Origin of the sequence: Pseudovibrio exalbescens DSM 16456, from assembly GCF_000422785.1 — a bacterium.
GTDB lineage: Bacteria > Pseudomonadota > Alphaproteobacteria > Rhizobiales > Stappiaceae > Pseudovibrio > Pseudovibrio exalbescens.
Genome location: NZ_AUGS01000010.1, coordinates 85,120 through 109,378 on the forward strand (window position 1 = coordinate 85,120; position 24,259 = coordinate 109,378).

At 51.4% G+C, this 24,259-nt stretch carries 20 protein-coding genes; 11 read left to right on the plus strand and 9 right to left on the minus strand.

Features of this window, described 5'->3' with window-relative positions; translation table 11 throughout:
* Positions 1–11: 11 nt before the first annotated feature.
* The gene (locus G512_RS0109415) at positions 12–1,256 is read left to right on the plus strand and encodes a Gfo/Idh/MocA family protein (protein WP_028481500.1); all 1,245 of its coding nucleotides are present in this window, start codon (positions 12–14) and stop codon (positions 1,254–1,256) included.
* Positions 1,257–1,337: 81 nt separating this feature from the next.
* Positions 1,338–2,255 (plus strand): carbohydrate kinase family protein, encoded by a 918-nt coding sequence (locus G512_RS0109420; RefSeq protein WP_028481501.1) that lies wholly within the window; start codon positions 1,338–1,340, stop codon positions 2,253–2,255.
* 34 nt (positions 2,256–2,289) lie between these two features.
* On the opposite strand, the gene G512_RS20580 is transcribed toward G512_RS0109420, so the two are convergent.
* The 4 genes from G512_RS20580 to G512_RS0109440 all read right to left on the minus strand — a co-directional run bounded on the left by G512_RS20580 (position 2,290) and on the right by G512_RS0109440 (position 6,157).
* Positions 2,290–3,276 (minus strand): dihydrodipicolinate synthase family protein, encoded by a 987-nt coding sequence (locus G512_RS20580; protein WP_073833216.1) that lies wholly within the window; start codon positions 3,274–3,276, stop codon positions 2,290–2,292.
* A gap of 69 nt (positions 3,277–3,345) precedes the next feature.
* Complete coding sequence (locus tag G512_RS0109430; protein WP_028481502.1) at positions 3,346–4,644, minus strand: TRAP transporter large permease; 1,299 nt, start codon at positions 4,642–4,644, stop codon at positions 3,346–3,348.
* A gap of 29 nt (positions 4,645–4,673) precedes the next feature.
* Positions 4,674–5,150, minus strand: a complete 477-nt coding sequence (locus G512_RS20585; RefSeq protein WP_143181399.1) for a TRAP transporter small permease — start codon at positions 5,148–5,150, stop codon at positions 4,674–4,676.
* Positions 5,151–5,158: 8 nt separating this feature from the next.
* On the minus strand, positions 5,159–6,157 hold the full coding sequence (locus G512_RS0109440; RefSeq protein WP_028481503.1) for a sialic acid TRAP transporter substrate-binding protein SiaP: 999 nt from the start codon (positions 6,155–6,157) through the stop codon (positions 5,159–5,161).
* Between the two features lie 233 nt (positions 6,158–6,390).
* Between G512_RS0109440 and G512_RS0109445 the strand changes: the two genes are divergently transcribed.
* From G512_RS0109445 to G512_RS0109465, 5 genes are all read left to right on the plus strand, one after another.
* Entirely contained in the window at positions 6,391–7,056 is a 666-nt protein-coding gene (locus tag G512_RS0109445; RefSeq protein WP_028481504.1) for a GntR family transcriptional regulator, read from the plus strand.
* A gap of 69 nt (positions 7,057–7,125) precedes the next feature.
* The gene (locus G512_RS0109450; RefSeq protein WP_028481505.1) at positions 7,126–8,715 is read left to right on the plus strand and encodes an FGGY-family carbohydrate kinase; all 1,590 of its coding nucleotides are present in this window, start codon (positions 7,126–7,128) and stop codon (positions 8,713–8,715) included.
* Between the two features lie 28 nt (positions 8,716–8,743).
* Complete coding sequence (locus tag G512_RS0109455; RefSeq protein WP_028481506.1) at positions 8,744–10,384, plus strand: signal transduction protein; 1,641 nt, start codon at positions 8,744–8,746, stop codon at positions 10,382–10,384.
* Between the two features lie 8 nt (positions 10,385–10,392).
* Positions 10,393–11,325 (plus strand): dihydrodipicolinate synthase family protein, encoded by a 933-nt coding sequence (locus tag G512_RS0109460; protein WP_028481507.1) that lies wholly within the window; start codon positions 10,393–10,395, stop codon positions 11,323–11,325.
* Positions 11,326–11,764: 439 nt separating this feature from the next.
* Positions 11,765–12,913: an acetate/propionate family kinase gene (locus G512_RS0109465; protein WP_028481508.1), complete on the plus strand. Its 1,149-nt coding sequence runs from the start codon at positions 11,765–11,767 to the stop codon at positions 12,911–12,913.
* 150 nt (positions 12,914–13,063) lie between these two features.
* Here the strand turns inward: G512_RS0109465 and G512_RS22385 are convergent, their stop codons facing one another.
* From G512_RS22385 to G512_RS22095, 3 genes are all read right to left on the minus strand, one after another.
* Entirely contained in the window at positions 13,064–13,291 is a 228-nt protein-coding gene (locus G512_RS22385; protein WP_322782956.1) for a cold-shock protein, read from the minus strand.
* Between the two features lie 70 nt (positions 13,292–13,361).
* The gene (locus G512_RS0109470) at positions 13,362–13,574 is read right to left on the minus strand and encodes a cold-shock protein (RefSeq protein WP_028481509.1); all 213 of its coding nucleotides are present in this window, start codon (positions 13,572–13,574) and stop codon (positions 13,362–13,364) included.
* Between the two features lie 398 nt (positions 13,575–13,972).
* On the minus strand, positions 13,973–16,150 hold the full coding sequence (locus G512_RS22095; RefSeq protein WP_051269181.1) for an inverse autotransporter beta domain-containing protein: 2,178 nt from the start codon (positions 16,148–16,150) through the stop codon (positions 13,973–13,975).
* A 539-nt stretch (positions 16,151–16,689) separates the two neighbouring features.
* Here G512_RS22095 and G512_RS0109485 point away from each other — a divergent pair.
* Positions 16,690–17,964, plus strand: a complete 1,275-nt coding sequence (locus G512_RS0109485; RefSeq protein WP_028481511.1) for an aromatic amino acid transport family protein — start codon at positions 16,690–16,692, stop codon at positions 17,962–17,964.
* Positions 17,965–18,021: 57 nt separating this feature from the next.
* Here G512_RS0109485 and G512_RS22100 read toward each other — a convergent pair whose 3' ends face one another.
* Positions 18,022–18,591, minus strand: coding sequence for a TetR/AcrR family transcriptional regulator (locus tag G512_RS22100; RefSeq protein ID WP_028481512.1), 570 nt, complete (start codon positions 18,589–18,591; stop codon positions 18,022–18,024).
* Positions 18,592–18,779: 188 nt separating this feature from the next.
* Between G512_RS22100 and G512_RS0109495 the strand changes: the two genes are divergently transcribed.
* The 3 genes from G512_RS0109495 (at position 18,780) to G512_RS0109505 (ending at position 23,713) form a co-directional block, all read left to right on the plus strand.
* Positions 18,780–19,919: an efflux RND transporter periplasmic adaptor subunit gene (locus G512_RS0109495; RefSeq protein ID WP_028481513.1), complete on the plus strand. Its 1,140-nt coding sequence runs from the start codon at positions 18,780–18,782 to the stop codon at positions 19,917–19,919.
* Complete coding sequence (locus tag G512_RS20600) at positions 19,916–23,107, plus strand: efflux RND transporter permease subunit (protein ID WP_073833213.1); 3,192 nt, start codon at positions 19,916–19,918, stop codon at positions 23,105–23,107. The genes G512_RS0109495 and G512_RS20600 overlap by 4 nt, the downstream gene beginning before the upstream one ends.
* 240 nt (positions 23,108–23,347) lie before the next feature.
* Positions 23,348–23,713 (plus strand): c-type cytochrome, encoded by a 366-nt coding sequence (locus G512_RS0109505; protein WP_028481514.1) that lies wholly within the window; start codon positions 23,348–23,350, stop codon positions 23,711–23,713.
* Between the two features lie 45 nt (positions 23,714–23,758).
* On the opposite strand, the gene G512_RS0109510 is transcribed toward G512_RS0109505, so the two are convergent.
* Complete coding sequence (locus tag G512_RS0109510) at positions 23,759–24,181, minus strand: Rrf2 family transcriptional regulator (RefSeq protein ID WP_028481515.1); 423 nt, start codon at positions 24,179–24,181, stop codon at positions 23,759–23,761.
* Positions 24,182–24,259 lie beyond the last annotated feature (78 nt).

Below are 24,259 nucleotides of genomic sequence, written 5' to 3' on the forward strand. Positions count from 1 at the left end.
GAGAGAACACCATGAGTGCTTCACCAAAGGAACGGCTGCGGGTTGGTTTTATCGGGAGCGGCTTTATTGCTCAATTCCACCTGAAATCCATGATCAATGTGCGCAATGTGGATGTGACAGGCGTCTACGGTCTGAGTCCTGAAGGCAGAAAAGAGTTCTGCGATTTGGTAAGCAGTCTGGAATTGGGAGACTGCAAATCATATGAAACTCTTGAGGATATGCTGCGGGCGGATGATGTGGACGCCGTGTGGTTGTTGACGCCAAATCACACACGCGTGGACGTCATGAGAACCATCCATAAGGAGATCAAAGACGGGCGATCATCGGTCACAGCAATAGCCTGCGAAAAACCACTGGCGCGGACCATTGGTGAAGCGCGCGAAATGCTCCATCTAGCTGAGGACGCTGGTCTGAACCACGGCTATTTGGAAAATCAGGTTTTTTGCACTCCCGTGCTGCGCGGTAAGGAAATCATATGGCGGCGCGCGGCTTCTGCTACAGGCCGTCCCTACCTTGCCCGGGCGGCAGAAGAGCACTCAGGTCCGCACAGTCCTTGGTTTTGGCAGGGTGACAAGCAAGGCGGTGGTGTTCTTTCCGATATGATGTGCCATTCCGTCGAGGTTGCGCGTCACCTGCTGACGAAACCGGGTGCTGGTCGCAATAGCCTTCGAGTGAAAGAAGTGAACGGAAGCACGGCGAACCTGAAGTGGACTCGCAGCCACTATGCCGACAAGCTGATGAAGCAGTACGGTCCCGAGGTGGATTACCACAAGCGACCTTCTGAAGACTTTGCACGTGGCACTGTCTTGCTTGAAGACGAAGAAGGTAATGAAGTTGTTATCGAGGCAACGACCTCCTGGGCCTACGTGGGAGCGGGACTGCGTATTCAATTGGAACTTTTGGGGCCGGAATATGCAATGGAGTTCAACTCATTGAATACCGGATTGAAGGTGTTCATGTCGCGTGAGGTCAGTGGCTCTGAAGGTGAGGATCTCGTTGAAAAGCAAAACGCCGAGCAAGGGTTGATGCCTGTTCTTGAAGATGAGGCGGGCGTTTATGGCTACACGGACGAAAATCGCCACATGGTGGAGTGTTTCCGAAAAGGTGAGACGCCTCTCGAAACATTCGATGACGGTGTCGCGGTGGTGGAGATTCTGATGGGTCTTTATCGTTCTGCGGAAATTGGTGAGACCGTGAAGTTCCCGGCTCATGATCTGACCGACTATGTGCCTGTCGTTGCGCGAACAGGTGCATAATTCACGGAAGAGCAGGGTCAGCATTGATGCTGGCCCTCACAATTGGTCCGATACCGTGACCTTGAGAGCTGGAAGTACCCAATGAATTGTCAAGATACACGCCAGATACTTGTCTTTGGCAATGTGAATGTAGATTTGGTGCTTGGCGAATTAGCTGGGTGGCCAGCGGTTGGAACCGAAGTGCAAATGGATCGGAGCGAGACACGGCCAGGCGGATCAGCTGGGAACACATCGCTGGCACTGAGTGGTTTGAATGTCCTGCATCGGTTGGTTGCTAGTGTAGGACACGATTTCTTTGGTGAATGGCTAAAAGACCAGTTTGATGGAAAATGCTGTGAATGGCTGTCTTGCCCGGATCCGACAACAGTCACTGTAGGTTTGGTGCATGAAGGCGGAGATAGAGCGTTTTTCACCAGCCAAGGGCATTTGTTGAGTGCCCGGGTTGATCAGTTGCTACCCAACATTCACGCAGCTCCTGATGCTTGCTCAATAGCGTTGATTTCCGGGCAGTTTCTGATGCCTTTCATACGAGATGATGCTTTGACCCTCATGGGTGCCTTGAAAGATCGCGGGTGGCAGGTTGCTATCGATCCGGGTTGGCCGCCGGAAGGATGGACTGCTGAAAATATTGGATTCATGAGAGCGTGGCTCTCAAATTGTGACTATGCGTTGATTAATGAAGACGAGCTGTTTGGTTTGACGGGTGCCGCCGAGTTCGAGGCGGGAAGCGCCTTGGTGCGTTCTGTGATGCCGGCGGACGGTCATCTTGTCATAAAAATGGGCCAAGCGGGGGCGCGTTGTTACGTTGGCCAGCAAGTCTATAGCTGCGCAAGTCCCACTGTTGATGTAATTGACAGTGTTGGGGCCGGAGACACCTTCAATGCCGCGTTTATTGCTGGGGTCGTGCGAGGCGTTTCAGTCCAGACTGCACTTGCACAAGGAGTTGAAACCGCAGCGCGAGTCATCTCCACATATCCGCGTCGATATACGGCAGATTGAAATACCCTGCTAAAGACGACACGCGTCGCGATCTTCAGTTAGTCGTGGATTCGTTGCTGGCGAACCGCGCACTGAGCACTAACGTCTGCGTTGAGTTCTCCGTGATTTTCTGGCGATAAATCGCGTTCCCTTCTTCTATGCGCTGCAAAATGTCTTCCAATGCCCAGAATCTTTTAAGGTCCTTATGGTCCATCTTTCTGCAGGTGGTTGTCTTCAAGACACCCTCCCGCTTCAGGAACCACTTCGCCAGTGCTGGATAACCCATCGGCTCCGCTAAGGCGGAGGTAGCGAGAAAGACCGCCAGTTCATTTGCTAAACTGGAGTTCTGCTTTCCCTCCCGATAAAGCCATTTGTATAGATCGGGGTGGATATTGTTGAACACGCCGCCGAATCCTGAAGCGCCTGCTTGCATCGCGGGCCACGCGATTGCAGCATTTGCATTCATGATCGAGAGCGGCGAGCCAAGCGACATCTCCACTCTTCTCGCGACCACTTCAAGATCGCATGAAACGTCTTTCAACATTGTGAAGCGGCCGCTATCGGCGCAAAGCTTTATCTGATCATCGGTGAGAAGACGACGATAAGGTGCGGGGCATTCGTAAAGGCCAAGTGGTAGGTCGCGAGGTAGCTCTGTCATCAAGGATAGAAGACCATGAGTTGCTGTGTCCTCCTCAGCTTCTTCTGATGCCAAACGGTTGGTTACAAGCACAACACCGTCAACTCCTGTGTCGACCATAGATGTCAGTTCCCGTTTTTGTTCCCTCGGATCTTGGGAAACGTGGCCGGATGCGTAAACGGGTATTCTGTTTTTCACATGGCGGGCTGTGAACTTGGCCAGAGCAACTCGCTCCTCAAGTGTCAACTCGTGCATTTCACTTGATTGGCAAACGGCAAACAACGCATCTGCGCCCTTGTCAATGTACCATTCGAGCAAGCGCGCGTAGCTCTCCCAATCAATGGACGCATCCTCATGAAAGGGGGTGAGCACAACGGGCATGATGCCTGTGATTGGACTAAACATTTCTAGATACTCAGCGTTGTTTGAGGAGGACCAAGAGGTCCGGATCGGATATCCGGACCTTTGATTACGCTATGTCGGTATGTAACCAAACTGCATAGGTAGGTAGAGAATGATATCTGGCACCAGAACAAGCAGCAGCAAGGCTGCGAGGAGCAGAAGCACGAACGGCCAAACTTCGCGGATAATTTCTCCTAGAGGTATTTCCGCTATATTGCTGATGACGAACAGGACGACGCCATAGGGTGGCGTGATTAGTCCAATCATGATGTTCAGCGTGATAACAACGCCGAAGTAGATCAAATCAATTCCCAGTGCAGTTGCAGTTGGCAAAAACAATGGCACTGCTATAAGGATCAAGGTGGTCGCATCCAGAAGACAGCCGAGCAGAAGGAATAGCACCATGAGAGCTATCATGAACATCGTGGGGGAGGTATTCAGGCTGCCAAGCCACCCTGCCACCAAGTTTGGGATGTTTTCACTCGCTACCATGTAGTTCAGGATAAGCGCGGAAGCGATGATCAGGCCGATGACTGAGGTAGACCGCGTGGCTTCAAGGAAGGCCTGATAGAACCCGGCCCATGTGAGGGTGCGGTAGAAGAAAACAGCCAAGATCAGCGCATAGAACGCAGCGACTGCAGCCGCCTCCGTTGGTGTGGTTGCTCCACCATAGATGCCAGTTAACAGTATGACCGGCAGCATCAGCGCTGGAAATGCCCGGAAAGTCACTCTTGGTATGTCGCGTAGCTCAACTTTCTCATCTTTTGGAAACTTGCGTTTGTGGGCGATGAGTATGTTGAAAACTATCAAGAATCCCGCAAGCACCAGCCCTGGAAGAATACCTCCCAAGAACAGATAGCCAATTGAGGTATCGGATACCAAGGCGTACATGATCATCGGAATTGATGGTGGAATGATTGGCCCGATTACGCTTGAGGCAGCAGTAATCGCTGCTGCAAAACCACGAGGATATCTGTCCTCCTTGACCATCATTTGAATGATGATTTTTCCCATGCCTGCAGCGTCAGCGATAGCTGACCCTGACATGCCGGAGAATATCAAACTTGCTACGACGTTGACTTGTGCAAGCCCTCCTCGGAAACGCCCAACGATGGCTATGCAGAAATCCAATAGCCTATCGGTCACGGCGCTAGCGTTCATGATATTCGCGGCAATGATGAACAATGGCACAGCAAGCAGCACGAACGAGTTGAAAAGCCCATTAAGGCTCATCTCGGCAACCAGGCCCACATCTTGTCCGCTCAAAAGGAAAAAGGTAATGGCGGCTGCAAAGATGCTCAAGGCAATCGGTGCCCCGATCATCGCGACCCCGAAAAGACAGGTAATCGCAGCAATAAAGGAAAAACTCATAATCTTGTCTCGCTAAACCCAAATCAGAGCTATGTTGTGTTGCCTTGGTTCATGGCAGCTCTGAAGAGCCCGAATGCGCAGCGGATGATCACTGCAACGGCGAACAGAATGAAGACCGAATAGGCGAGATCGAACCGGATCCGAAGCATAGGTGTGCGATCAATGGCCATGAATGTTACGAAGTCCAGCATCTGTGGAAGCCCAACGGCGAAGGTGCCTCCCAACGCCAGACAGAACAGGCCGGTATAGATGCGTTTGACGTGCGGAGGCGCTGCATCCCGCAGCATGGAAAACGCAACGTGGTCTTCGTTTCGCAACAAGAACGCTCCACCCCAGAAGACGACCCAGACATAAGCCAGCGTGCACGCTTCTGAGGTCCAGCCAAGCGGGGAGTTCAGGACATAGCGATAAAAAATCTGCAGCAAGAAGCAGAGAAACATGGCAATCATCAAAATGACTGCCATGCCTTCCAGTCCGTGCTGCACTCGTTTGAGTGTCTTATGCACGGTTCACCTCACTTTACGGCGTTGACACGATCAACAATGCCGTCGATCCAATCTTCTGCCAGACTACTGGACAGATACTCAGCTTGAACGTGAGTCCGGAATGCTTCGAGGTCAGGTGAATACACCTTGAGGCCCTGACTTTCGAAGAATGCTTCAAGCTGGGCTTCGTCCTCAATGCGCTTTTCATTGTTGAAAGCTGTGGCTGCTTGCGCGGCCTTAAGTACATTTTCCTGCTGTTCTTCGGTCAATGAATCGAATTTCTTCTTGGCCATGGACAGGAAAATGGCATCCACGAGGTGGTTGGTTTTGACTATTTGCTTGGTGACTTCGTAGAACTTAGCAGCACGTACTGTTGGGAGTGGGTTGTCTTGTCCGTCGACAGCACCGGTTTGAAGCGCGGTGTAAATCTCGCCAAATGCCATTGGCGTCGGGTTCGCTCCCAGTGCCTTCCCGAGAAATTGCCAAGCATCAGAGCCAGGCATGCGCAGGTTTACACCTTCTAGATCTTCGGGGCGTTGAACTTCCTGCTCGGTTCTCAGGTTGAGCTGGCGTGTTCCAAGGTAACCAACATCCAGGATCTTGATATTCATTTGATCGGCGACTTTTCCGTAAAACTCATCTCCGATGTCGGAGCGGAAAACCTTGGTGAGGTGTTCTGGGTCACGGATCAAATAACCAGCTGTAAAAGTCGACCATTCCGGGATTTGTTTCGAAATGTCGAATGCTGATATCATTGCCATATCAAGGTTGCCGCGCTGCATTGCGATCGGCTCGGTACCTTGCTTGAACAACGAAGCATTGTAGTGAATTTCTACATCAAACTCACCTGGTGCGAGTTCCTCCAACTCATCTTTAAAGACAACAAGCATTTTTCCATGCCAATCTGTCTCTACAGCTGGGGTAGAAATTCTGAGTTGAACTGCATCATCGGCAAATGCTGGAATCCCCATTAGCATTGTTGCACCGAGTGCCGCACTCATTACTGTTTTTGCGGTGAATTTTGTCACTAAACAATCCTCCCTAGTGATGTTTGAATGAGATTTTTGCTCCCAGTCGACCGACTCGCAGCAATTCCTCCGCGCTCTGAGATTTCACACTAAACGGTTTCATATCAATTTAGTAGTACTACGACTAACATGTTAGTGATAAATCAAGAAAATGATTCCTGATATTTTTTGTTCATTTAGTTGATTCAAAACGGTGGGAGCGAATGTGAACCACAATGGACGGACACACAGAGATGAGCACCAAGACACGCACGAGCATGCGAGATAAGGCCTATCAGAACTTTTCTGATCTGCTTTTGAATTCACGCATTCAACCCGGCCAATTTCTGACGCAAAAGGAACTGGTCGAGATAACTGATATGTCCTTGAGTACTGTTAGAGAGTTGATTCCGCGACTGGAAGCAGATGGTTTAATCCGTGCGATTCCGCAGAGGGGGCTGCAGGTTACGCATATAGACCTGAACCTGATCAAGAACGCATTCGAACTGCGCTTGATCCTAGAAAAGCGTGCTATTGCTCACTTCACGGAGTTCGCTGAGCAAGCGCTAATTGAGCGACTTTTGGACGAACATCAAACGGTCTTGGCGGCTGCAGAAAATGGTGCCGACAAATCTCTTTTAGAGAAAGCTCAGCTCACCGACTGGGAATTTCACGACACGATAATCGACTTTCTCGATAACGAAATCATTTCGAAAATCTATCGTGTGAACTCAATCAAGATCCGGCTCATTATATCTGAAAAGACGCGAATCTCGCCTTTTAGTCTGACGCGCGTTTTCTCAGAGCATTTGAAAATCTTGAATGCCGTGAAAGCCAGAGATGTGCAGGCCGCAGAAGTCGCACTCGAAGAACACATCCTCAGCGCTAAGAAACATTCATTTGAGACTAGCTTCCGCTGATGCAATTCGGCGTTGTTTTGGGCGCTGAGCCGGCGAGCAAAAGCGCGAAGAAAACTATCTGGGGGACAGATGACCCAAAAATATTACCTCGGCGTTGACGTTGGCTCGGCAAGTGTCCGGGCAGGGATTTTCAATGCAAAAGGACAGCGCCTTTCTTTTGCGGTTGAGGAGATCGACCAATACCATCCTAAGACCAATTTTGTTGAACAGTCCTCATCTAACATTTGGAAGAAGGTCTGCGTTGCAACCAGAACCGCGATTGCAGAATCCGGTGTCCCCACTGAAAACATCTGCTCGCTGGGTTTTGACGCAACTTGCTCACTGGTTGCATGCGACGAGAGGGGTATTGGTGTCTCTGTCTCCCAGGATGGCGAACCAGATCGGGATGTCATCATGTGGATGGATCATCGCGCTTCCGATGAAGCGGAGAAGATAAACGCCACTGGCCACCACGCGCTTAGATATGTTGGCGGCGAAGTTTCCGTCGAAATGCAACTACCCAAAGTGCTTTGGCTCAGGAAGAACTTCCCTGATCGCTATGAACGCATATGGCGTTTTTTTGATTTGGCTGACTATCTTGTTTGGCGTGCAACGGGTGTTGATGCTGCAAGTGTATGCACATTGACATGTAAGTGGAATTACCTGTCGCACGAGAACAAGATGCCGAGTGATCTTCTCGACTTGATCGGACTTCGTGATCTTCTACCGAAGATCCCTCCACGAGTAATGCAGCTTGGTGAAGCGGCGGGTCGGGTATCCGCTGACGCTGCCAAGCAGCTTGGCCTGCCAGAGCAGGTTGTTGTGGCAAGCGGCGTAATTGATGCTCATGCCGGGGGTATCGCTTTGATTGGCGGCGATCCTGAGGGCGGGCTGGCCTTAATCTCAGGAACATCCAATTGTCATATGGTTGTCAGCGCAGAGCCCGTAATGGTGCCCGGAGTTTGGGGGCCCTATCTGAATGCGATGTTGCCGAACTGGTGGCTCAGCGAAGGTGGGCAAAGTGCGGCTGGGGCTTTGGTGGATTGGACTGTTTCCCAATGCGGCTTTTGGCCTGAATTGCTACAGCAAGCTAAAGAGCGGGACACGCATCCATTTTCTCTTTTGAATGATTGGGTCAAGGATCTTCAGAAGGTCGACCAATATCCGACACGTGATTTGCATGTGTTGGGTGACCACCACGGAAATCGCTCTCCAAGAGCGAATCCAAATGCGCGCGGACTGGTGTCTGGTCTCACGTTGGAGACAGGACCGGACTTTTTGGCACGTATGTATCTGGCAACCCTCCAGGCCGTCGCTTATGGAACGCGGCACATTGTTGATGAGATGACAGCGGCAGGGCACGAGATCTCGAAGGTCTATATTTGTGGCGGTGCCACGAAGAACCCTGTTTGGTTGCAGGAGTATGCCAACATAACCGGCCGCGATATCCAGTTAGCAGCAGAAGAAGACATGGTCACACTTGGCGCCGCCATCTTGGGTGCGGTTGCGGCAGAGCGTTTTCCTTCAATTCATGCGGCATGCACTGCTTTGGTTCGTCCTGGGAAGCGCATCCAATGCGATCCGCAGACGCGGGCGTTCCACGATGCGAAATATGAGGTGTACCTGAAACTCTACGATGAACGGGAACACCACAAGGAAATTATGGGCCAGTGGGCTTAGCAAACATAGTAAATTGGGAGGAAATACAATGATTGAACTATCTACGAGCGAGCCATTGATCTCGACCGAAGCTGACGAAGTGCTTGTCGTAACAAATGCGGACCTTAGAGAAAGCGCAAATGTCCCGTGTTGGCCTGTATACGAGGAGTTTTCTCATCTGCTGGAAAGGGAACTGGCCAGGCAGGGTTTCAAGATGAAGCGGGCACATCAATACGATCCTGCACGTAAGCATGGCTTCATCTCCTCACAGAAAGAAGGGTCCGAGTTGTTTGCGAGGATCGATCCGGACGCGCCGATCATTGTTCTTCTGACCGCTTGGCAGTACTCACACCACATCGCTCCTTCATTGGCTCATCATCGTGGCCCGATCCTGTTGATGGCGAATTTTGATGGAACCTGGCCGGGGCTTGTCGGCATGCTGTGTATGGCCGGAACACTCACGAGCCTCGGTGTCAACTACTCTCGTTTGTGGTCTGAAAACTGTGAGGATGTCTTTTTCCGTGATGGCCTGGCGGCCTGGCTGAAAGACGGCAAGATAGAGCACGACCTCTCTTATCTGGAAACCGTAGACCGTAACCACCCGGTTCTTAGCAGCCCTGCGAGTGAAGCTGGTATTAAAGTTGGCGAGCACATACTGAAACACAAAGCCATCTTGGGTTTGTTTGATACCTTCTGCATGGGTATGATGAATGGGTTCTTCCCCCTGAAGGCGCTCACAAGTATCGGGATGCCGCTGGAGGCACTGTCGCAATCCGCACTCCTTGTTGAGATGGAGAAGGTTCCTCAGAAATTGCGCGAGGATTGTCTGAGCTTTTATGAAGCACGGGGTATGAGGTTCCAATATGGTGAGGACCCGGCCTCCGAGTTGACTAGGGAACAGGTGCTTGAACAGTGCGCGATGATGATTGCGATGGGCCGGTTCGCCAAGCGGTTTGGGCTCACAGCAGTTGGAGTTCAATATCAGCAGGGATTGAAAGACAGTTGTGCAGCGTCGGATTTTGCTGAAGGTGCAATCGGATCAACTGAGCGCTTTCCGATACCAGATGAGGATGGATCCATCATCTGTGAGGGCAAGCCCATCCCCTGCATCAACGAGGTCGACATGGGGACGGCTATTCCCCAAGCGATGCTTTTCCGCCTTCTGGATGCCATGGGATTGCCGTCTGAGACAACGCTTCACGACGTGCGTTGGGGATCTGAGTTTGACGGGACTTTCTATTGGGACTTTGAGATTTCCGGATCAGTGCCATTTGAGCATTTGAAGGGTGGTATTGCCGGTGCGACTGGCTATCGCCAGCCAGCGATGTTCTTTCCGAAGGGGGGCTCATCAATCGCTGGTCAATGCAAGGCGGGACGATTTGTTTGGGCGCGCGCTCACTATGAAGGCACCGCAGTGATCATGCATATTGGTACCGGCACAGCGGTTGAGCTTCCTGACCAGGAGTTTGAGCGGCGCCGTCGTGCCACGACCTATGAATGGCCGCTTATGAACTGCGTGCTTGACGGGGTCGGGCGTGATGACTTGATGGCCGGTCATCAATCAAATCACATCACTGTCGCATATGTTCCAGAAACTGAGTTGCAAACGGTTCTGCAAGCTTTTGTTGCACAGGCCCTCACCCAGGGCATCTCTGTGAAAATAGCTGGCTCTGCCAAGCACCTACTCTAGAGAAAGCCATGCAAGATCAAAACAAATATGCTGGTGTCTGGCCGGTAATGCTCACGCCGTTTACAGAGTCCCGGTCTATCGACTGGGACTCACTTGAGAGGCTGATCGATTGGTATATCGACGCCGGTGTTCATGGGCTCTTCGCGTCCTGTCAGTCTAGCGAGGTGTTTTTCCTTTCAGACCGGGAGAATTACGAGCTAACGAGGTTCGTGGTAGAGAAAGTTGACAAAAGAGTGCCTGTTGTTGCCTCAGGACATACTGCGACGCATGTTAGCGAGCAACTTGACCAGATAGCGGGGATTTCAGAAACCGGAGTAGATGCGGTCATTCTGATTTCCAATCGTTTTGCTCAAGAGGGTGAAGCTTCGTCCAAGGCACTCGAATGTGTTCAGAACATTACCGAAAACACGCCTCTGGATCTCAATCTGGGTGTTTATGAATGTCCGTATCCATATAAGCGTTTGATGGATGATGCGATGGTGTCTTACTGCGCGACGAGTGGACGTTTTGTTTTCATCAAGGACACCAGCTGCGATCTTGGGATAATCGAGAAGCGTCTACGCTTGATTGAAGGATCACGCTTACAGCTTGCAAATGCAAATGCCCAGACGTTGCTTCGTACATACCAATTGGGAGGTAATGCCTATTCGGGGGTGATGGCCAATTTCCACCCTGAACTCTACGTCTGGCTCCATGAAAACTGGAAAACCAATCCGGAATTGGCTTTGAAGGTCTCAGATTTCCTGACGTTGGCCGCGGGTGTAGAAAGTTTCGGTTATCCAGTAAACGCCAAAGCGTTTCATCGGACTGCGGGTCGGTTTGACAACATCGCTTGCCGATCACGGCCGTATGCGAACTATGATGAAAGCTTCTTCCCGCTCGTAGTTGATAGTATGACCCGCCTCGAAAAGGAGTTGCTGAACGAACTTCGGAAACCGTAAGGCGGATATGTGCAGGGCCTTTCGGCTGCGGGCAGAACAATCAGTCGCCAAAGTGGTTTAAATAGGCTGCAGTATATGATTTGCTATTAACATATACTGCAGCATTTATATGAAGTGTTTGTCTGATACATTGTTTTGAAATTGTATTCAGATTTGTATATAGAGAATCCTACCAAGATATTCATCTTAATACTTTTGATGCTTTGCTCGTTGAGAGGAGCCAAGCGGGCATTGCGGATTTTATAAGGCGGCCTGTTTTTTAAAAACATATGACGTTTGGCAGTTTCTATTCTGCTACTTTGTATTGAGTAGATCATCTGCCATTTTCCCTTATGGTAGGTCCCCGAAAACTCAAGGGAATGCTAGAGTTCCCTTGCGCGGGGTCAGGTGTGCTGCTGTTCTGGCCTCCTTGGACCGACGCCAGCGCCGGGGGTGCCTGATGCCTGCTCTATTGACACTGAATTCTGGCTCCAGCTCGATCAAGTTTGCGGTGTATCTGCAAAAAGAAGAGCAGTTGCATGAGGTGGCAAGCGGACAAGTAGACGCGTTGGGACCCAAAGCTTCCTTGATTTTCAAAGAGTCTGGCGTCAGACATCAGACCGAAATTGGCAAGGCTGATCATCTGTTAGGCTTGAAGGCGATACTTGAAGCTCTAAAGCCTGTCCTTGGCGGTGAGTACATTGCCGGGGTAGGGCATCGTATCGTGCATGGGGGAACGCTGTATGCCGAACCCATACTGTTGACCGGCGCAGTGTTGCGCGCGCTGGACGATTTATCTCCGCTTGCACCCCTTCACCAACCGCCAAATCTGGCAGGCGTGAAGGCAGCGATGCAGGCGTTTCCCGAGGCCATTCAAGTCGGCTGTTTTGATACCGGGTTTCATCGCGGGCACCCTTACGAAAACGACACCTACGCCTTGCCCCCCAAATTTTATGAGGACGGGATCCGTCGTTATGGCTTTCATGGGCTCAGCTATGAGTATGTCTCATCCTACGTGCAACAACATTATCCTGATCTGAAAGATGGACGGATTATTATCGCTCATTTGGGAAATGGATGTTCCATGTGCTGCGTCCGTGGCTTCCGGCCGATTGCCTCGACCCTCGGTTTCTCTTCCATGGATGGGTTGCCTATGGGGACGCGGTGCGGGCAGATCGATCCGGGTGTCATCTTTCACCTGCTCGACAAAGGAATGTCGGCTGATGAAGTAGACGCGCTTCTGCTAAAAAACGCGGGTCTCAAGGGCATGTCTGGGTTGAGTAATGACATGCGGCAGCTCCTTGCGTCCGACAGTTCTGATGCGGCCAATGCCGTTTCCTATTTTGTCTCGCGCATCCGGCGTGAAATCGGCTCGCTAACGGCGGCCAATGGGGGGCTGGATGCCCTCGTTTTTACCGGCGGCATAGGAGAGAACGCATGGCAGATCCGCGAGAGGGTATGCGCTGACTTGGACTATTTCGGTCTGGCCGTGGACCCCGCTGCCAATAGAGAAAACCAAGAAAGCATCGGGATCGGTCGAACCAAGGTGCTTGTGATCAACACAGACGAGCAGCGCGTCATTGCTGATGCGCTCGTAAGTTTTCTCTAGGAAGCGGGTGAGGTGGGTGTGTAACGCTGCGGGATTGCTCAAACTCGCCATCAAACTCGGGCGCGCGACTGAGGCATTGAAAATTCCGTTAGCGGCATTGTCATGGTCAAATCATCGCGGGTGATGCGACCATTCAGGCTGCCAGAGTGTCTAGCGATTAGACCAGGTAGCCCAAAGGTTGATTGCGGACGGCGTTCCGACGGAGACATTAAAACCAAGGGTTTGGCCTTCACAAATCTGTCCGAGCCGTGCGATTCTGACTGCTGATTGTTTTACCATGATATCGCGGCCACCACTGTCCGGCTGAATCCAGCCCGTTCCTGACAGGTGGTCATAGCTTTTTACAGTGCCAAATTGCATATTGTTCAATAAATTCATCCTTTTCTTCGAGAGTGTTAGTTAAAGACTCGGCTCGGCACTTATCGTCGTGCCGAGCCGAGTTGTGGCATCAGAGCATTTGTAGATCTGAAGCGGTTTTGCCGCGACCACGTGGGTCGTCGATTGCTTCAAAGCTCAGCTTGTCGCCTTCATCGATTGAGGCAATTCCTGCGCTTTCCATTGCGGTCACGTGGACGAATACGTCTTTGCTGCCGCCATCTGGTGCAATGAAGCCAAAGCCGCGAGAATGATCAAAAAACTTAACTGTTCCGTTTATAGGCATGATTGGGTCCTTCCCGGTTATCATGTTAAAAAGATTTGGTATGAAACCACGCAACGTTCGTTGTGCGTTACTCTGGATTCGCAGATTTTCGGGAAAGATCGATACGTCAAATAAGTCGCGTTCGGGACGCTGACTTTAGTGAGTCTATAACACTCTTACCGTGACTCTGGGATGCACACTTCCAAATCATCGTGCATCGCATAGACTCAATTCTACACCTGTATTTCGGAAAACGCAACTCATCAAAATTAAAATTTCGGATTTATTTTTTCGTCAATTTTTATATTTCGATCTTGAAAATATAAATATCGAAAGAAACTAGGAATGAGAGATTGTATTTCTGGTTTTATTTAAGGGCAATTATAGAGGGAGCCCGGGCCGTCCCGGGCTCGTTGTTTTTACTGGTCACAAAGTTGATTGAACGCCTCGCGTGTCGCCATCATTTCAGGGGTGATGAGCTTGCCGTTAACTCGAAGCTCGTTTCCGGGTTCTTGCGTCAGGAAGTCTTCTCCCGTGAAGGCCATGGTTTGACAGAGCGTGGGGGTGTTTCTGATCGTGAGATCCCCGCTGATGTTCTTCATCTGACCCATGGCATGATAGATCCCGGTTGTGCCGGTTCCATCAATGACAACATTCTCCAGGGAGACGTTGGACATGCCCTCCCACATGTTCAGGAACATGCCATTTTGACCGATATTTGTGATGGTTACGTCTTTAAGCGCAAGGTCGTCGATGCCTTGAATATACAAGCCATGACCTTCGGCGCCATCAATGCTGATATTTTCAAAACTGTAGTTCTTGTTGGCACTCGCACGTGTTGCCTCATCAACTTCCGGATCCCCCGTGTAATCAGTAATGTTGATGCCACTGGACCAGCCATATTCGGGGTTCAGGAGGTGCTTGGTGGATGCGTTGCGCACTGTGATGTTGCCGGAAACGACAAACGCCATCGCATCCTGCCCGAGAGTTTCAATGGCGACATTCTCAATCACTGCGTTCTGCACATTGTGGAACACGAAACCCTCATTTTGCGTGGAAGTGATTGAAATACCATCTATGTTGGCGTTTCTGACCTTGTTGAACAGTGTGCCCATGGCCACTCGATTCATATCTACCTGCGCGACATTCACATCGGTGACGTTGTAAAGCCGCAGACCAACACCATTTTCCTTGCCATTGGGGTTGCTGTTCTGGAACTTGGAATCATCATCATAAGCAACCTCCCGCATGGCGATGTTCGAGATCGAAACCTCATCGCTGTTCATCACGTTGATGGCAGAGCCCGAGATGTCATGGATGTGCAAGTTCGATATACGCACATTGTCTGCGCCGTCCGCGAACACCGCGTGTCGTCCGCCAGTGATTTCAAAACCGCTCAAGCTGGTGTCGCTGGTCATGTGGACCATGTTTTGAGCGGCATTCAACCCATGAAGCTGCAAGGCGCCCCCAAAAGACGCGGTACGCCGGGTTTGTGGATGGATGACATTGAAACCCGATCCGACGGATTGGCCTGCTCTAAGCGAAATCGGGGAGGTTAAATCAATGCCGCCCTTAGGCCCTTGGACGAAAATGATGTCTCCGGCTTCTGCGCCTTCTATGCCAGCGCGCAAGGTGGTTTCGTCACTTGCCTCAACGACCTTGACGTCTGACAGCTTGCGGCCCGTTGCGGCATCTACACCAACCGATGTGCGGCCATAAGCACCAACGCTTGAAACGATATCAACGTCTCGTTGGATCGTGTCGGTCATGCGCTGCTCAAGCGGGCTGAGTGTACCGGCCGGTTGGGCTGTTCCGTAAAGGGGCAGGCGCAGTTTGGCACCAAAGAATGTCTGGCTACCGCGCGGACTGTCATGTTGATATTCCGCATTGATAGAGAGTCGGCTACCAGGCGTTACTATGTCAGCCAAAGTGTATTCAGCACGAAAGCGCGGACCGGAAATGGCGTCAACGCCTGTGTCGTCAAAATGATAGCCGCCTGCGTAAAGGCTCAGGGCATCTGTTCCGTCCTCTGTAAGACTGGTCCATGGAACTTTCACGCCTATTTCGGCATCAAATCCCTGAAGGGCGCGTTCCTGCCCCTCTGTAAACAGTATACTGGATCCGGAGAGGGCAACCGTATCACCTGCAGCACTGCTGTATTCGGTCGTGCCAATTGGTAGATACACATTCCCGCGAAGCTCAAAGGCCTCCGTTAGAACTTCAGCTCCGAGCGTGATTTGTTGAAATTGATGCCCATACCCTGAGTTGCGAAGATCGTAAAAACCGTAGCCGCCGATGATGAATTGGTCATTGAACAGTTTTCGAAGGCCTGCGCCGATGTTGATTTCTTCAGAGCTATTGTTATCGAACCGGCCTCTCACGTCTCCAAAGAGCAGCGTTGTTTCGTTTTGGAAGAGCGGCATGAACACCGTCGTCTCACCAATATTCCGGCTATTGCTGAATTTGCCGCCGAACTCCAGATGGGGATGCCATTTATGAGTATCGCCTGCCAGCGCCGTGCTGGCCAGCAGGCTCAGGGAGATGGCGAGGGAGGATGGTCCTAGGAAATGAGCTTGTGAAAAATCTCTGAGTCGCATGATTGGCTTTCGATTACGCATGACTCCGCCGGCGCGCCTTCTGTTAATGCGGGCGGAAAAGGACGCGGCCGAATGGGATCGGCTCGTCGGGTTATCTGGGAGTGAGCTGCCTGATGCGTGGGAAAACACGTATTGGGTGGCGGTGTTTTCGCTTACCGCTAAGATTAACTTGAGTCAATAATTCATAATTATATTAAACAAAGTTTGACTGCGGAGGTCGTCTTTGAGCGGCCCGGGCTTCTCGGAATTGATAGCTTTCTGTGTACATCACAGAAAATAGATATAGAACTCATGAGCTTATGTGATGTGTTAATTCATGAATTTCTCGCATTGGTTTAGTCTATATTCAGTATCTACCAGTGCACGAGATGATGAACATTAGAAATGCATTGAATAATAAGGTGTTGGCTATCTTGTATACGAAAATATGCCAGAATATTTCGTAAATAAATGGTTATTACGTATGGTTATCATGCTCTAATAACTGTATGAGTGCCCCCGCAAATCTATTAGTTCTTGTTGCTTGGGAGCATTGAGGGATGTCTGACCACGTCATCACAGAAAGTGTACGTGACACTCAAAAAGAAAAATACACGAAACACGACTTGACCTGGTCGTTATCGATGTTTGGTACGGCCGTCGGCGCTGGTATTCTGTTTTTGCCAATTCGCGCCGGTCTGGAGGGCTTCTGGCCGATCGTGTTGATTGCGGCTCTTGTTGGTCCAATGACCTACTTCGCACACCGTGCCTTGGGACGGTTTGTCTTGTCGTCTTCTCGCTCGGATGCAGATATCACGCATGTGGTTGAAGAGCACTTTGGTAAAACAGCAGGGGTCATTATCACCTTCCTGTATTTCTTCGCGATCTATCCGATTGTATTGATTTACGGCGCTGCGATTACCAACACGATTGACAGCTTCATCGTTAACCAGCTTAACGGGCCAGAGATCCCAAGATTTCTGCTATCCGGTGGTCTTGTCGCGCTCATGATGGGTGTGATGATTTTCGGACGTCGGTTGATGCTGATTGTAACCGAGTTTCTGGTTTATCCGCTGGTTCTGATCCTTTTGTTCATGTCGGTATACCTGATCCCGCATTGGTCATTGGAAGCGACATCATTTGCGAGTATTCCGTCTGTAAGCACGCTGCTGGTTACGGTCTATCTCGCCATTCCAATGCTTGTTTTCTCATTCAACCACAGCCCTGCCGTGTCCTCCATGGCATTGGCTCAGCGTGAGAAGTATGGCGAGGCGGCAGTTGCGCACTCGGACATGATCCTGAAGCGCGCATCCATCATGCTGCTAGGTTTCGTGATGCTGTTTGTGTTCTCATGCGTGCTGGCTTTGTCGCCTGAACAACTGGCCGAGGCGAAGGCACAGAACCTTCCAATCCTGAGCTATCTCGCGAACGAATTCGACAGCCCGTTCATCTCGTTCCTTGGCCCGTTGGTTGCCTTCCTCGCGATCTTCTCTTCCTTCTTCGGTCACTATCTTGGTGCGAAAGAGGGCTTGGCTGGACTCGTGCGCAAAACAGCGCCTGGGGCGGTTACCGGTTTGGGTGAAAAGAAGTTCAACAACGCACTCGTTGGCTTCTTCTTCTTCTCGATCTGGATCATCGCTTATCTGAACCCATCAGTCCTGGGCATGATCGAGTCCCTTGGTGCGCCGTTCATCGCTGCTATCTTGTTCCTGATGCCGATGTACGCCATCAAGAAGGTTCCGGCCATGAAGAAGTATGACGGCGCCCTGTCTAACATCTTCATCACCGTTATGGGCGCGCTGGCAATCAGCTCCATGGTAAGTGGCTTCTTCTGAAATCTAGGATAAGCCTGTGATGCGAAAGGCTGGTATCGAATGCGATACCAGCCTTTTTCATGTTTGTGGCGTTGCCATACCTTGAAAGAGTGTGGTCAGGACGATACGAGCAGCTTCCTCATGAGAAACCGATCCATCCTGAAGCAGCTCCCATGCGGAAAACAAAAGGCTGTCAATCGTTGCGCTGATCCAGAAAACTGGTAGGTCCTGCCTTAAGGAGCCTTCGGACTGGGCGTCGATGATGACGTCGTGCATCGCCGTTTCCGCCGCCTGTATTTCCTGAGTTGAAAGGGCTTTTGTTGCCAGTTGATCCCAGTAGATGCCAACAAATCGAAGATGTTCGGCGTTGGGTAGCAGCCGCTCCACCATAGCCTCCAGTGCACCCCTGCCTCGTGCTCCCGTGGACTGCAAAGCAGTCATTTCCTGATCCAAGATTTCCAGAGAATCGATGAAGATTGCCAACACCAACGACTCCCGCGTAGTGAAATGTCGATAGAGAGTGGCGCGTCCCACCCCGGCGAACTTGGCGGTGTCGCTCAGTGACGCGCTGGCATCTCGAAGCAGCAACTGGCGGCCGCCCGTAATCAGAGCATTTCGGGATTGGACGATGCGTTTGTCTTGTTTCATTCGCCTGTTGGTCATTGCTGAAAAAATGTGAGACATTGTTGTATCACAAATACTATATATGATACATGAGTGTCTCGCAATTGATGGGATCTGTGACCTAATTGCTCTCCAAATGGGCAAGATCAATTTCTGACGACAGCAACGCGCTTAAGTTTCTCGCCGAAGCGCGGTCGGACAAGGAGCGGAAAATGGTACGGCGTGTTCTATGGTTTGTCGCAGCGCTCTTGGTCTTGGGCGGGGTACTTGCATATCTGGTCGTACAAGAGGATACGGCTGATGTAAGCAGTTCGACCGAGCAGGTAGAAGTCTTGCAGCCCGTGAGCGTGATAGAGGCGGCAGTTGGACCGCATCAAGGGTATGTTTCCGTTTTTGCCGAAGTGAAACCGCGTTGGTCTGTTGAGCTGAAGGCGCGAATTTCCGGCACAGTACGGAAGGTCTCTCTGGATGCTTTGGCCGGCAAGCGAGTTCGTGAGGGGATGGAGCTGGTGCGTCTCGACGCAACTCCCTACGAGGCTGAATTGGCGAATGCGCAGTATGAACTTGCCAATGCCGAGTTCACTTTGATGCAAAAGCAGAACAAGAGCCGCATCGCAGCAAATGATTGGCGCGCAAGCCGTCCAACGGAACAACCTCCGGAGATGGCGATCCATTTACCCGAGGTGGAAGTTGCAGAACGTGCCGTGGAAGCGGCCCAGCAGCGTGTGGCTTCCGCACGGTATGATGTCAACTCGACCGTTATCGCCGCGCCTTTCAGCGGTATCATAACCAGCCGCTCGGTCAGCATTGGTCAGAGTGTCTCGGTAGGTGATACGTTGTTCGAGTTGCTTGATGACAGCCAATTGGACATCCACGTTTCTCTCGATTCCCGCCAATGGAACCTTTTGGACAAGCGTTGGAGCCGAGCCAGTGCGAGCATTCTGGACGAGGAGGGGGCTGCCATCGGAACAGCCACAGTTCAGCGCGGCGGCGGGTTTTTGGATCGGGAGAGCCGGCGTTATCAGCTCTTCCTGGAAGTTGATGATACCGGCGGCTCTCGCGCTTTGCCGGGACAATTTGTAACGGTGGCATTGCCGGGCAAGGTCATCGACAACACAATCAGGATTCCAGAAAGCGCGCTAACCCCGAATGGGTTCGTTTGGCATGTGGACGCTGGCAACGTCCTGCGCCGTTTTGAGGCGCGAGCTCTGTTTCGCAATGATGGTGATGTGGTAATCCAGCCGCCTGATGCCCTCAGTGAGATGGGGGCTCTGCGGGTATTGGTCATGCCGATGGCGGGATACCTGCCGGGGCAAAAAGTCGAGCCTCGAGTTGAGGAGGTTCAACAATGACGGCACTGACGAACTGGTTTCTGCGCAACCCAGTCGCCGCCAATCTGCTCATGGTGTTTCTGCTGGTTGTTGGTCTGACTTCGCTTCTGACCATGCGTATTGAAGGGTTTCCGAAAATACCAGCAGACACAGTCGTGATCACGACAACACTGCCCAACGCCTATACCGAGCAAGTTGACAAGCAGATAACACGTCAACTTGAAAGGGCCGTGGAAGGACTGCAGGGTGTCAAGAATATCCGATCTGTTTCCCAACCCGGCTACTCGATAATACGAATCCAGCAAGTTGATGGATACGATCTGCAAAAGCTCCTGGATGATGTGCGTTTGAAGGTGGATGGGGTTCATGATCTGCCGAAGGATGCCCGGCGCCCTGTCATTCAAACCAATAACTTCGATGTGCCGGCGCTTTACGTTTCGATCCACGGAGATACCGATCTCAAGACACTACAAAGCCTTGCGCGCTCGTTGCGCCAACAATTGTTGGCGGGAATTGAGATCTCGCGCGTGAATGATTGGGGCCTGCAAGGACAGGAAATCGCTATTGAAATGACCCCAGGCGCATTGGAGCGATTGGATCTCACCATTTCCGATGTGATGACCAAGATTCAGGAAAGCTCCTTGTATTTCCAGGGTGGAACCCTTCGGCGTGAAGGGGGGTACATATCGCTGCGTGCGGATAGCCAAGCCTATACCGTTGAAGACTATCGCCAGATCCCGCTGGTCGAATGGCCGGATGGATCGACCACGTATCTGGGCGATGTCGCATCCATAACCGATGGATTTGAGGAAGTTGATTTTCAGACGCGGTTCAATGGCTTGCAGTCGGTGGGGATGGAGGTTCTCATTGGCCGCAAAGATAACCTTCTGGATGTTTCAGCGGAGGCAGGCCAGATCATAGCCGATTTCAATCGAACCCTGCCGGAGGGTGTAACCGCTGAAATCTGGGGTAATTCCAGCCACTACATCTCTGATCGTCTGCAGCTTCTCAGTTCCAGCGCTGTGCAGGGTCTTTTGCTCGTTGCGCTCCTTCTGGCGATTTTTCTCAATGTGAAGCTCGCGTTTTGGGTCGCCATGGGAATTCCCATTTCCATGGCAGGAGCTCTCGCGGTATCGACAACCAGCTGGATTGATTATTCGTTGAACGATATCACCACATTTGGCTTCATCATCGTGTTGGGCATTCTGGTGGACGATGCTGTGGTCGTGGGAGAAAGCGTTCATGAACAACGTCGTCGTTATCCGGATCCAATCAAGGGAACCGAGGTCGGTGTCCAGCGCGTTTCAGTTGCCACGGTATTTGGTGTTCTGACTACTGTTGCCGCTTTTGCGCCCATGTTGTTGATCGAAAATCCATTCGGTAAAGTGTTGGCAAGCTTTGCAGGTGTGGTGATCTTGGCTCTTTTGTTCTCCCTTGTTGAGAGCAAGCTGATCCTGCCTGCGCACTTGGCGCACATCTCCATTCACAACGAAGCCCGGAAGACGATACTTGCCCGTCTGTGGTCGTATGTTCAGGCATTCTTCCGCGCGGGGCTTTTTGGCTTTCGAGATCGCGTCTATGCGCCGGCTTTGAGGGTGGCACTCGCCAATCGTTACGCAGTTCTCATATTGTTTGTGGCCATCGGGACGCTCGTGTTCGGTTTGATGGCGACCGGCCAGATCAAGTCGACTTTCTTTCCGAATGTGCCGGGTCAGATCCTCTCGGTTTCCATGGAAATGGACCCTCGTGCACCGGTGCAATTGACGCGCACCAATGTGGGGCGTTTAGAAACCGCAGCGCTTGAACTGAACGAGGAATTTGCGGGTGAAATGGCCTCAGGACAGCCACCCATTGAACATCTTTCCACCTATATGAGCGGAGCTGGAAAAGCGGATCTATATCTTGAACTTATTCCTGCGGATCAAAGACCGGAGGTAACCACGCGGGATGTCATGGAAGCGTGGCGTGCCCGTGTCGGCGGGTTGGAAGGCATTTCAGAGCTGTCGTTTTCCGGTTTTGAAGAGTTCGGCGGTGGATTTGAAATCCAACTGCTGGGCGAAGACGCGCAGATGCTGCGCGCCGCTTCATCTGAGGTGCGAGAGAAGCTGGCGGGCTTCGAGGGCGTGACCAATGTGCGAGATACGTTTAATTCCGGTCAGCCTGAGCTGCGGTTACGCCTGAAACCCGAAGCGCGCCATCTGGGCTTTTCCTCGGAGCGCTTGGCGAGCCAGATTGGGTATGCTTTTGGAGGTGGTGAGGCGCAGCGCATTCAGCGCGGCACATCTGAAGTGCGTGTGGTTGTGCGATCGGCCTTTGAGGCTCGCAACACCATTGAGGATTTGTTGCAGCTGCGCCTCAAAAGCAGTGACGGTGCCTGGATTCCCTTGGAGGCGATCGCAGACGTTGAGGCGCGTTACATCAACAACGAGATCACCCTCCACAATGCGCAACAGGTTTCGCTCGTTTCAGCCGACGTGAACCGGGATGTTGTGGCGCCAGAAGAACTCGGGAAGGCGCTTTTCGGTGCATTCGCGCAGGAAATCGAAAGCAAGTATCCCGGCATATCAATCAAACGTGGTGGTGAACTGGAAGATATCGGTGAGTTGCAGGGGGGGCTGCTGCGCGCCTTCATCATTGCCGCCCTTTTGATTTACATACTCATCGCCGTGCCGCTGAAATCCTACTGGAAGCCGTTTCTCATCATGTCGGTTGTGCCCTTTGGTTTTGTTGGGGCCGTCATCGGGCACGGCATCATGGACTTGCCGTTCTCCCTGCTTTCTTTCTTCGGTGTTTTGGCGCTTATCGGAGTTGTTGTGAATGACTCCTTGGTCATGATGACTTTCTATCTTCAATCACGCGAAGAAGGCATGTCTCACGATGAGGCAACGTATCGATGTGGTGTGGATCGGTTTCAAGCCATATTTCTGACGACCGCGACGACAGTTGTCGGATTGATCCCCCTTATGAGCGAAACGTCGGAACAGGCGCTCTATCTGGTACCGGCAGCTGTCTCGCTGGCTTTTGGCGAGATATTCGCAACGCTGATCACGTTGATTCTGATCCCGGTCTTACTGTCTATCAGTGAAGATGTGCGTCAGCTGGTTTGGGGGCGAAACAAGAAAACTGACCCGGTCCGTGAAGGCGTCTTCGCTCACTCAAATCACGCTACCGATGAAAGTTCTGAACCTGTCTTAGAAGAGAGTCTTTGATTGCCAATCCAACGGGAATACGTGTTCTCGAATTGGTCAATGCAAATGTGTGATCGAAATAGTGTATTTGTTTGAGTAAGTTGGCAAAAGCGCTTTTTATTAGGATAAACTAAAATAAATGAGATTGGGAAATGGTATTCCGAATGGTTGATTGTAATTACCTAATATGTTTCACTAATTTTATCTTAGATGAATAGGTGATTCTTGGCTTATCTTCACAAATGTATACTCGTCGCTGCATTGGTTATTGGTTATGGATCTGCACATGCCGAAGGAGATCCTGAGAAAGGCGAAAAGGTATTTCGCAAATGCCAAGCATGTCACGCGGTTGGTGAGGACGCCAGAAGCCGTGTAGGTCCTCCTTTGAACGGAATAGTTGGCGCCGAGTGGGGCCATACTGAGGGCTACCGGTATTCCAAGCCCCTCCTTGCTGGCAAAGATGAAGGACGGGTTTGGGATGTAGAGACCCTGACCGCGTATCTCAAAGATCCCAAGGATGTCATTCCCAGAGGGCGCATGGCGTTTGCTGGCCTGCGTAAGGATGCTGAGATCGAAAACATAATCGCGTATCTGGATCAATTCAAAGAAAACGGCGAACTCAAATGACGCCTTGAGCATCGTTATCCAGGAAACGTTGTCGGACAACGGTGCTCATTCAGGTCGTTTACCTATTGGTCTCAGGGCGATGTCAGCAAGGGTCGAGTTGTCCAGATCGGCCAGAAAGGCAGCCTCGGCGCGTCTTAACCGAGCCTTGAGGCGGCATTGGCCATCCAAAGTGCAGGCTCCGCCGTCTTTGGCGAAGCATTCAACGAGGGGATGGTCCTCCTCTAGCAACCGGACGAGCTCGCCCAATACCAGCTGATCGGGCGATTTTGCCAATCTTGCGCCACCACCGCCGCCGCGTTGGGTGGTTACGATGCCGACCCGAGCAAGCTGCTGCATGATTTTGCTCAGATGATTGCGGGAGAGTTTTAACTCATTGGCCAACTCAGAGGTTGAGTACATACGAGCAGGATCGCTGGCCATCCGCATGAGCATTCTTAAGCCGTAGTCGGTAAAGAGTGTCAGCTTCATTTGTGATCCATCTCCTGAATAGGTATTTACAATTCCAATTAAAATGGCTAGCCTGATTTCACACTTGGCGGTCTCTAA

What these genes read in the sequence shown, in the direction of transcription:
- G512_RS0109415 (WP_028481500.1), top strand. Translation starts at nt 12, where the DNA reads ATGAGTGCTTCACCAAAGGAACGGCTGCGGGTTGGTTTTATCGGGAGC.
- G512_RS0109420 (WP_028481501.1), top strand. Translation starts at nt 1,338, where the DNA reads ATGAATTGTCAAGATACACGCCAGATACTTGTCTTTGGCAATGTGAAT.
- G512_RS20580 (WP_073833216.1), bottom strand. Translation starts at nt 3,276, where the DNA reads ATGTTTAGTCCAATCACAGGCATCATGCCCGTTGTGCTCACCCCCTTT.
- G512_RS0109430 (WP_028481502.1), bottom strand. Translation starts at nt 4,644, where the DNA reads ATGAGTTTTTCCTTTATTGCTGCGATTACCTGTCTTTTCGGGGTCGCG.
- G512_RS0109445 (WP_028481504.1), top strand. Translation starts at nt 6,391, where the DNA reads ATGAGCACCAAGACACGCACGAGCATGCGAGATAAGGCCTATCAGAAC.
- G512_RS0109450 (WP_028481505.1), top strand. Translation starts at nt 7,126, where the DNA reads ATGACCCAAAAATATTACCTCGGCGTTGACGTTGGCTCGGCAAGTGTC.
- G512_RS0109455 (WP_028481506.1), top strand. Translation starts at nt 8,744, where the DNA reads ATGATTGAACTATCTACGAGCGAGCCATTGATCTCGACCGAAGCTGAC.
- G512_RS0109460 (WP_028481507.1), top strand. Translation starts at nt 10,393, where the DNA reads ATGCAAGATCAAAACAAATATGCTGGTGTCTGGCCGGTAATGCTCACG.
- G512_RS0109465 (WP_028481508.1), top strand. Translation starts at nt 11,765, where the DNA reads ATGCCTGCTCTATTGACACTGAATTCTGGCTCCAGCTCGATCAAGTTT.
- G512_RS22385 (WP_322782956.1), bottom strand. Translation starts at nt 13,291, where the DNA reads ATGAATTTATTGAACAATATGCAATTTGGCACTGTAAAAAGCTATGAC.
- G512_RS0109470 (WP_028481509.1), bottom strand. Translation starts at nt 13,574, where the DNA reads ATGCCTATAAACGGAACAGTTAAGTTTTTTGATCATTCTCGCGGCTTT.
- G512_RS22095 (WP_051269181.1), bottom strand. Translation starts at nt 16,150, where the DNA reads ATGCGACTCAGAGATTTTTCACAAGCTCATTTCCTAGGACCATCCTCC.
- G512_RS0109485 (WP_028481511.1), top strand. Translation starts at nt 16,690, where the DNA reads ATGTCTGACCACGTCATCACAGAAAGTGTACGTGACACTCAAAAAGAA.
- G512_RS22100 (WP_028481512.1), bottom strand. Translation starts at nt 18,591, where the DNA reads ATGAAACAAGACAAACGCATCGTCCAATCCCGAAATGCTCTGATTACG.
- G512_RS0109495 (WP_028481513.1), top strand. Translation starts at nt 18,780, where the DNA reads ATGGTACGGCGTGTTCTATGGTTTGTCGCAGCGCTCTTGGTCTTGGGC.
- G512_RS20600 (WP_073833213.1), top strand. Translation starts at nt 19,916, where the DNA reads ATGACGGCACTGACGAACTGGTTTCTGCGCAACCCAGTCGCCGCCAAT.
- G512_RS0109510 (WP_028481515.1), bottom strand. Translation starts at nt 24,181, where the DNA reads ATGAAGCTGACACTCTTTACCGACTACGGCTTAAGAATGCTCATGCGG.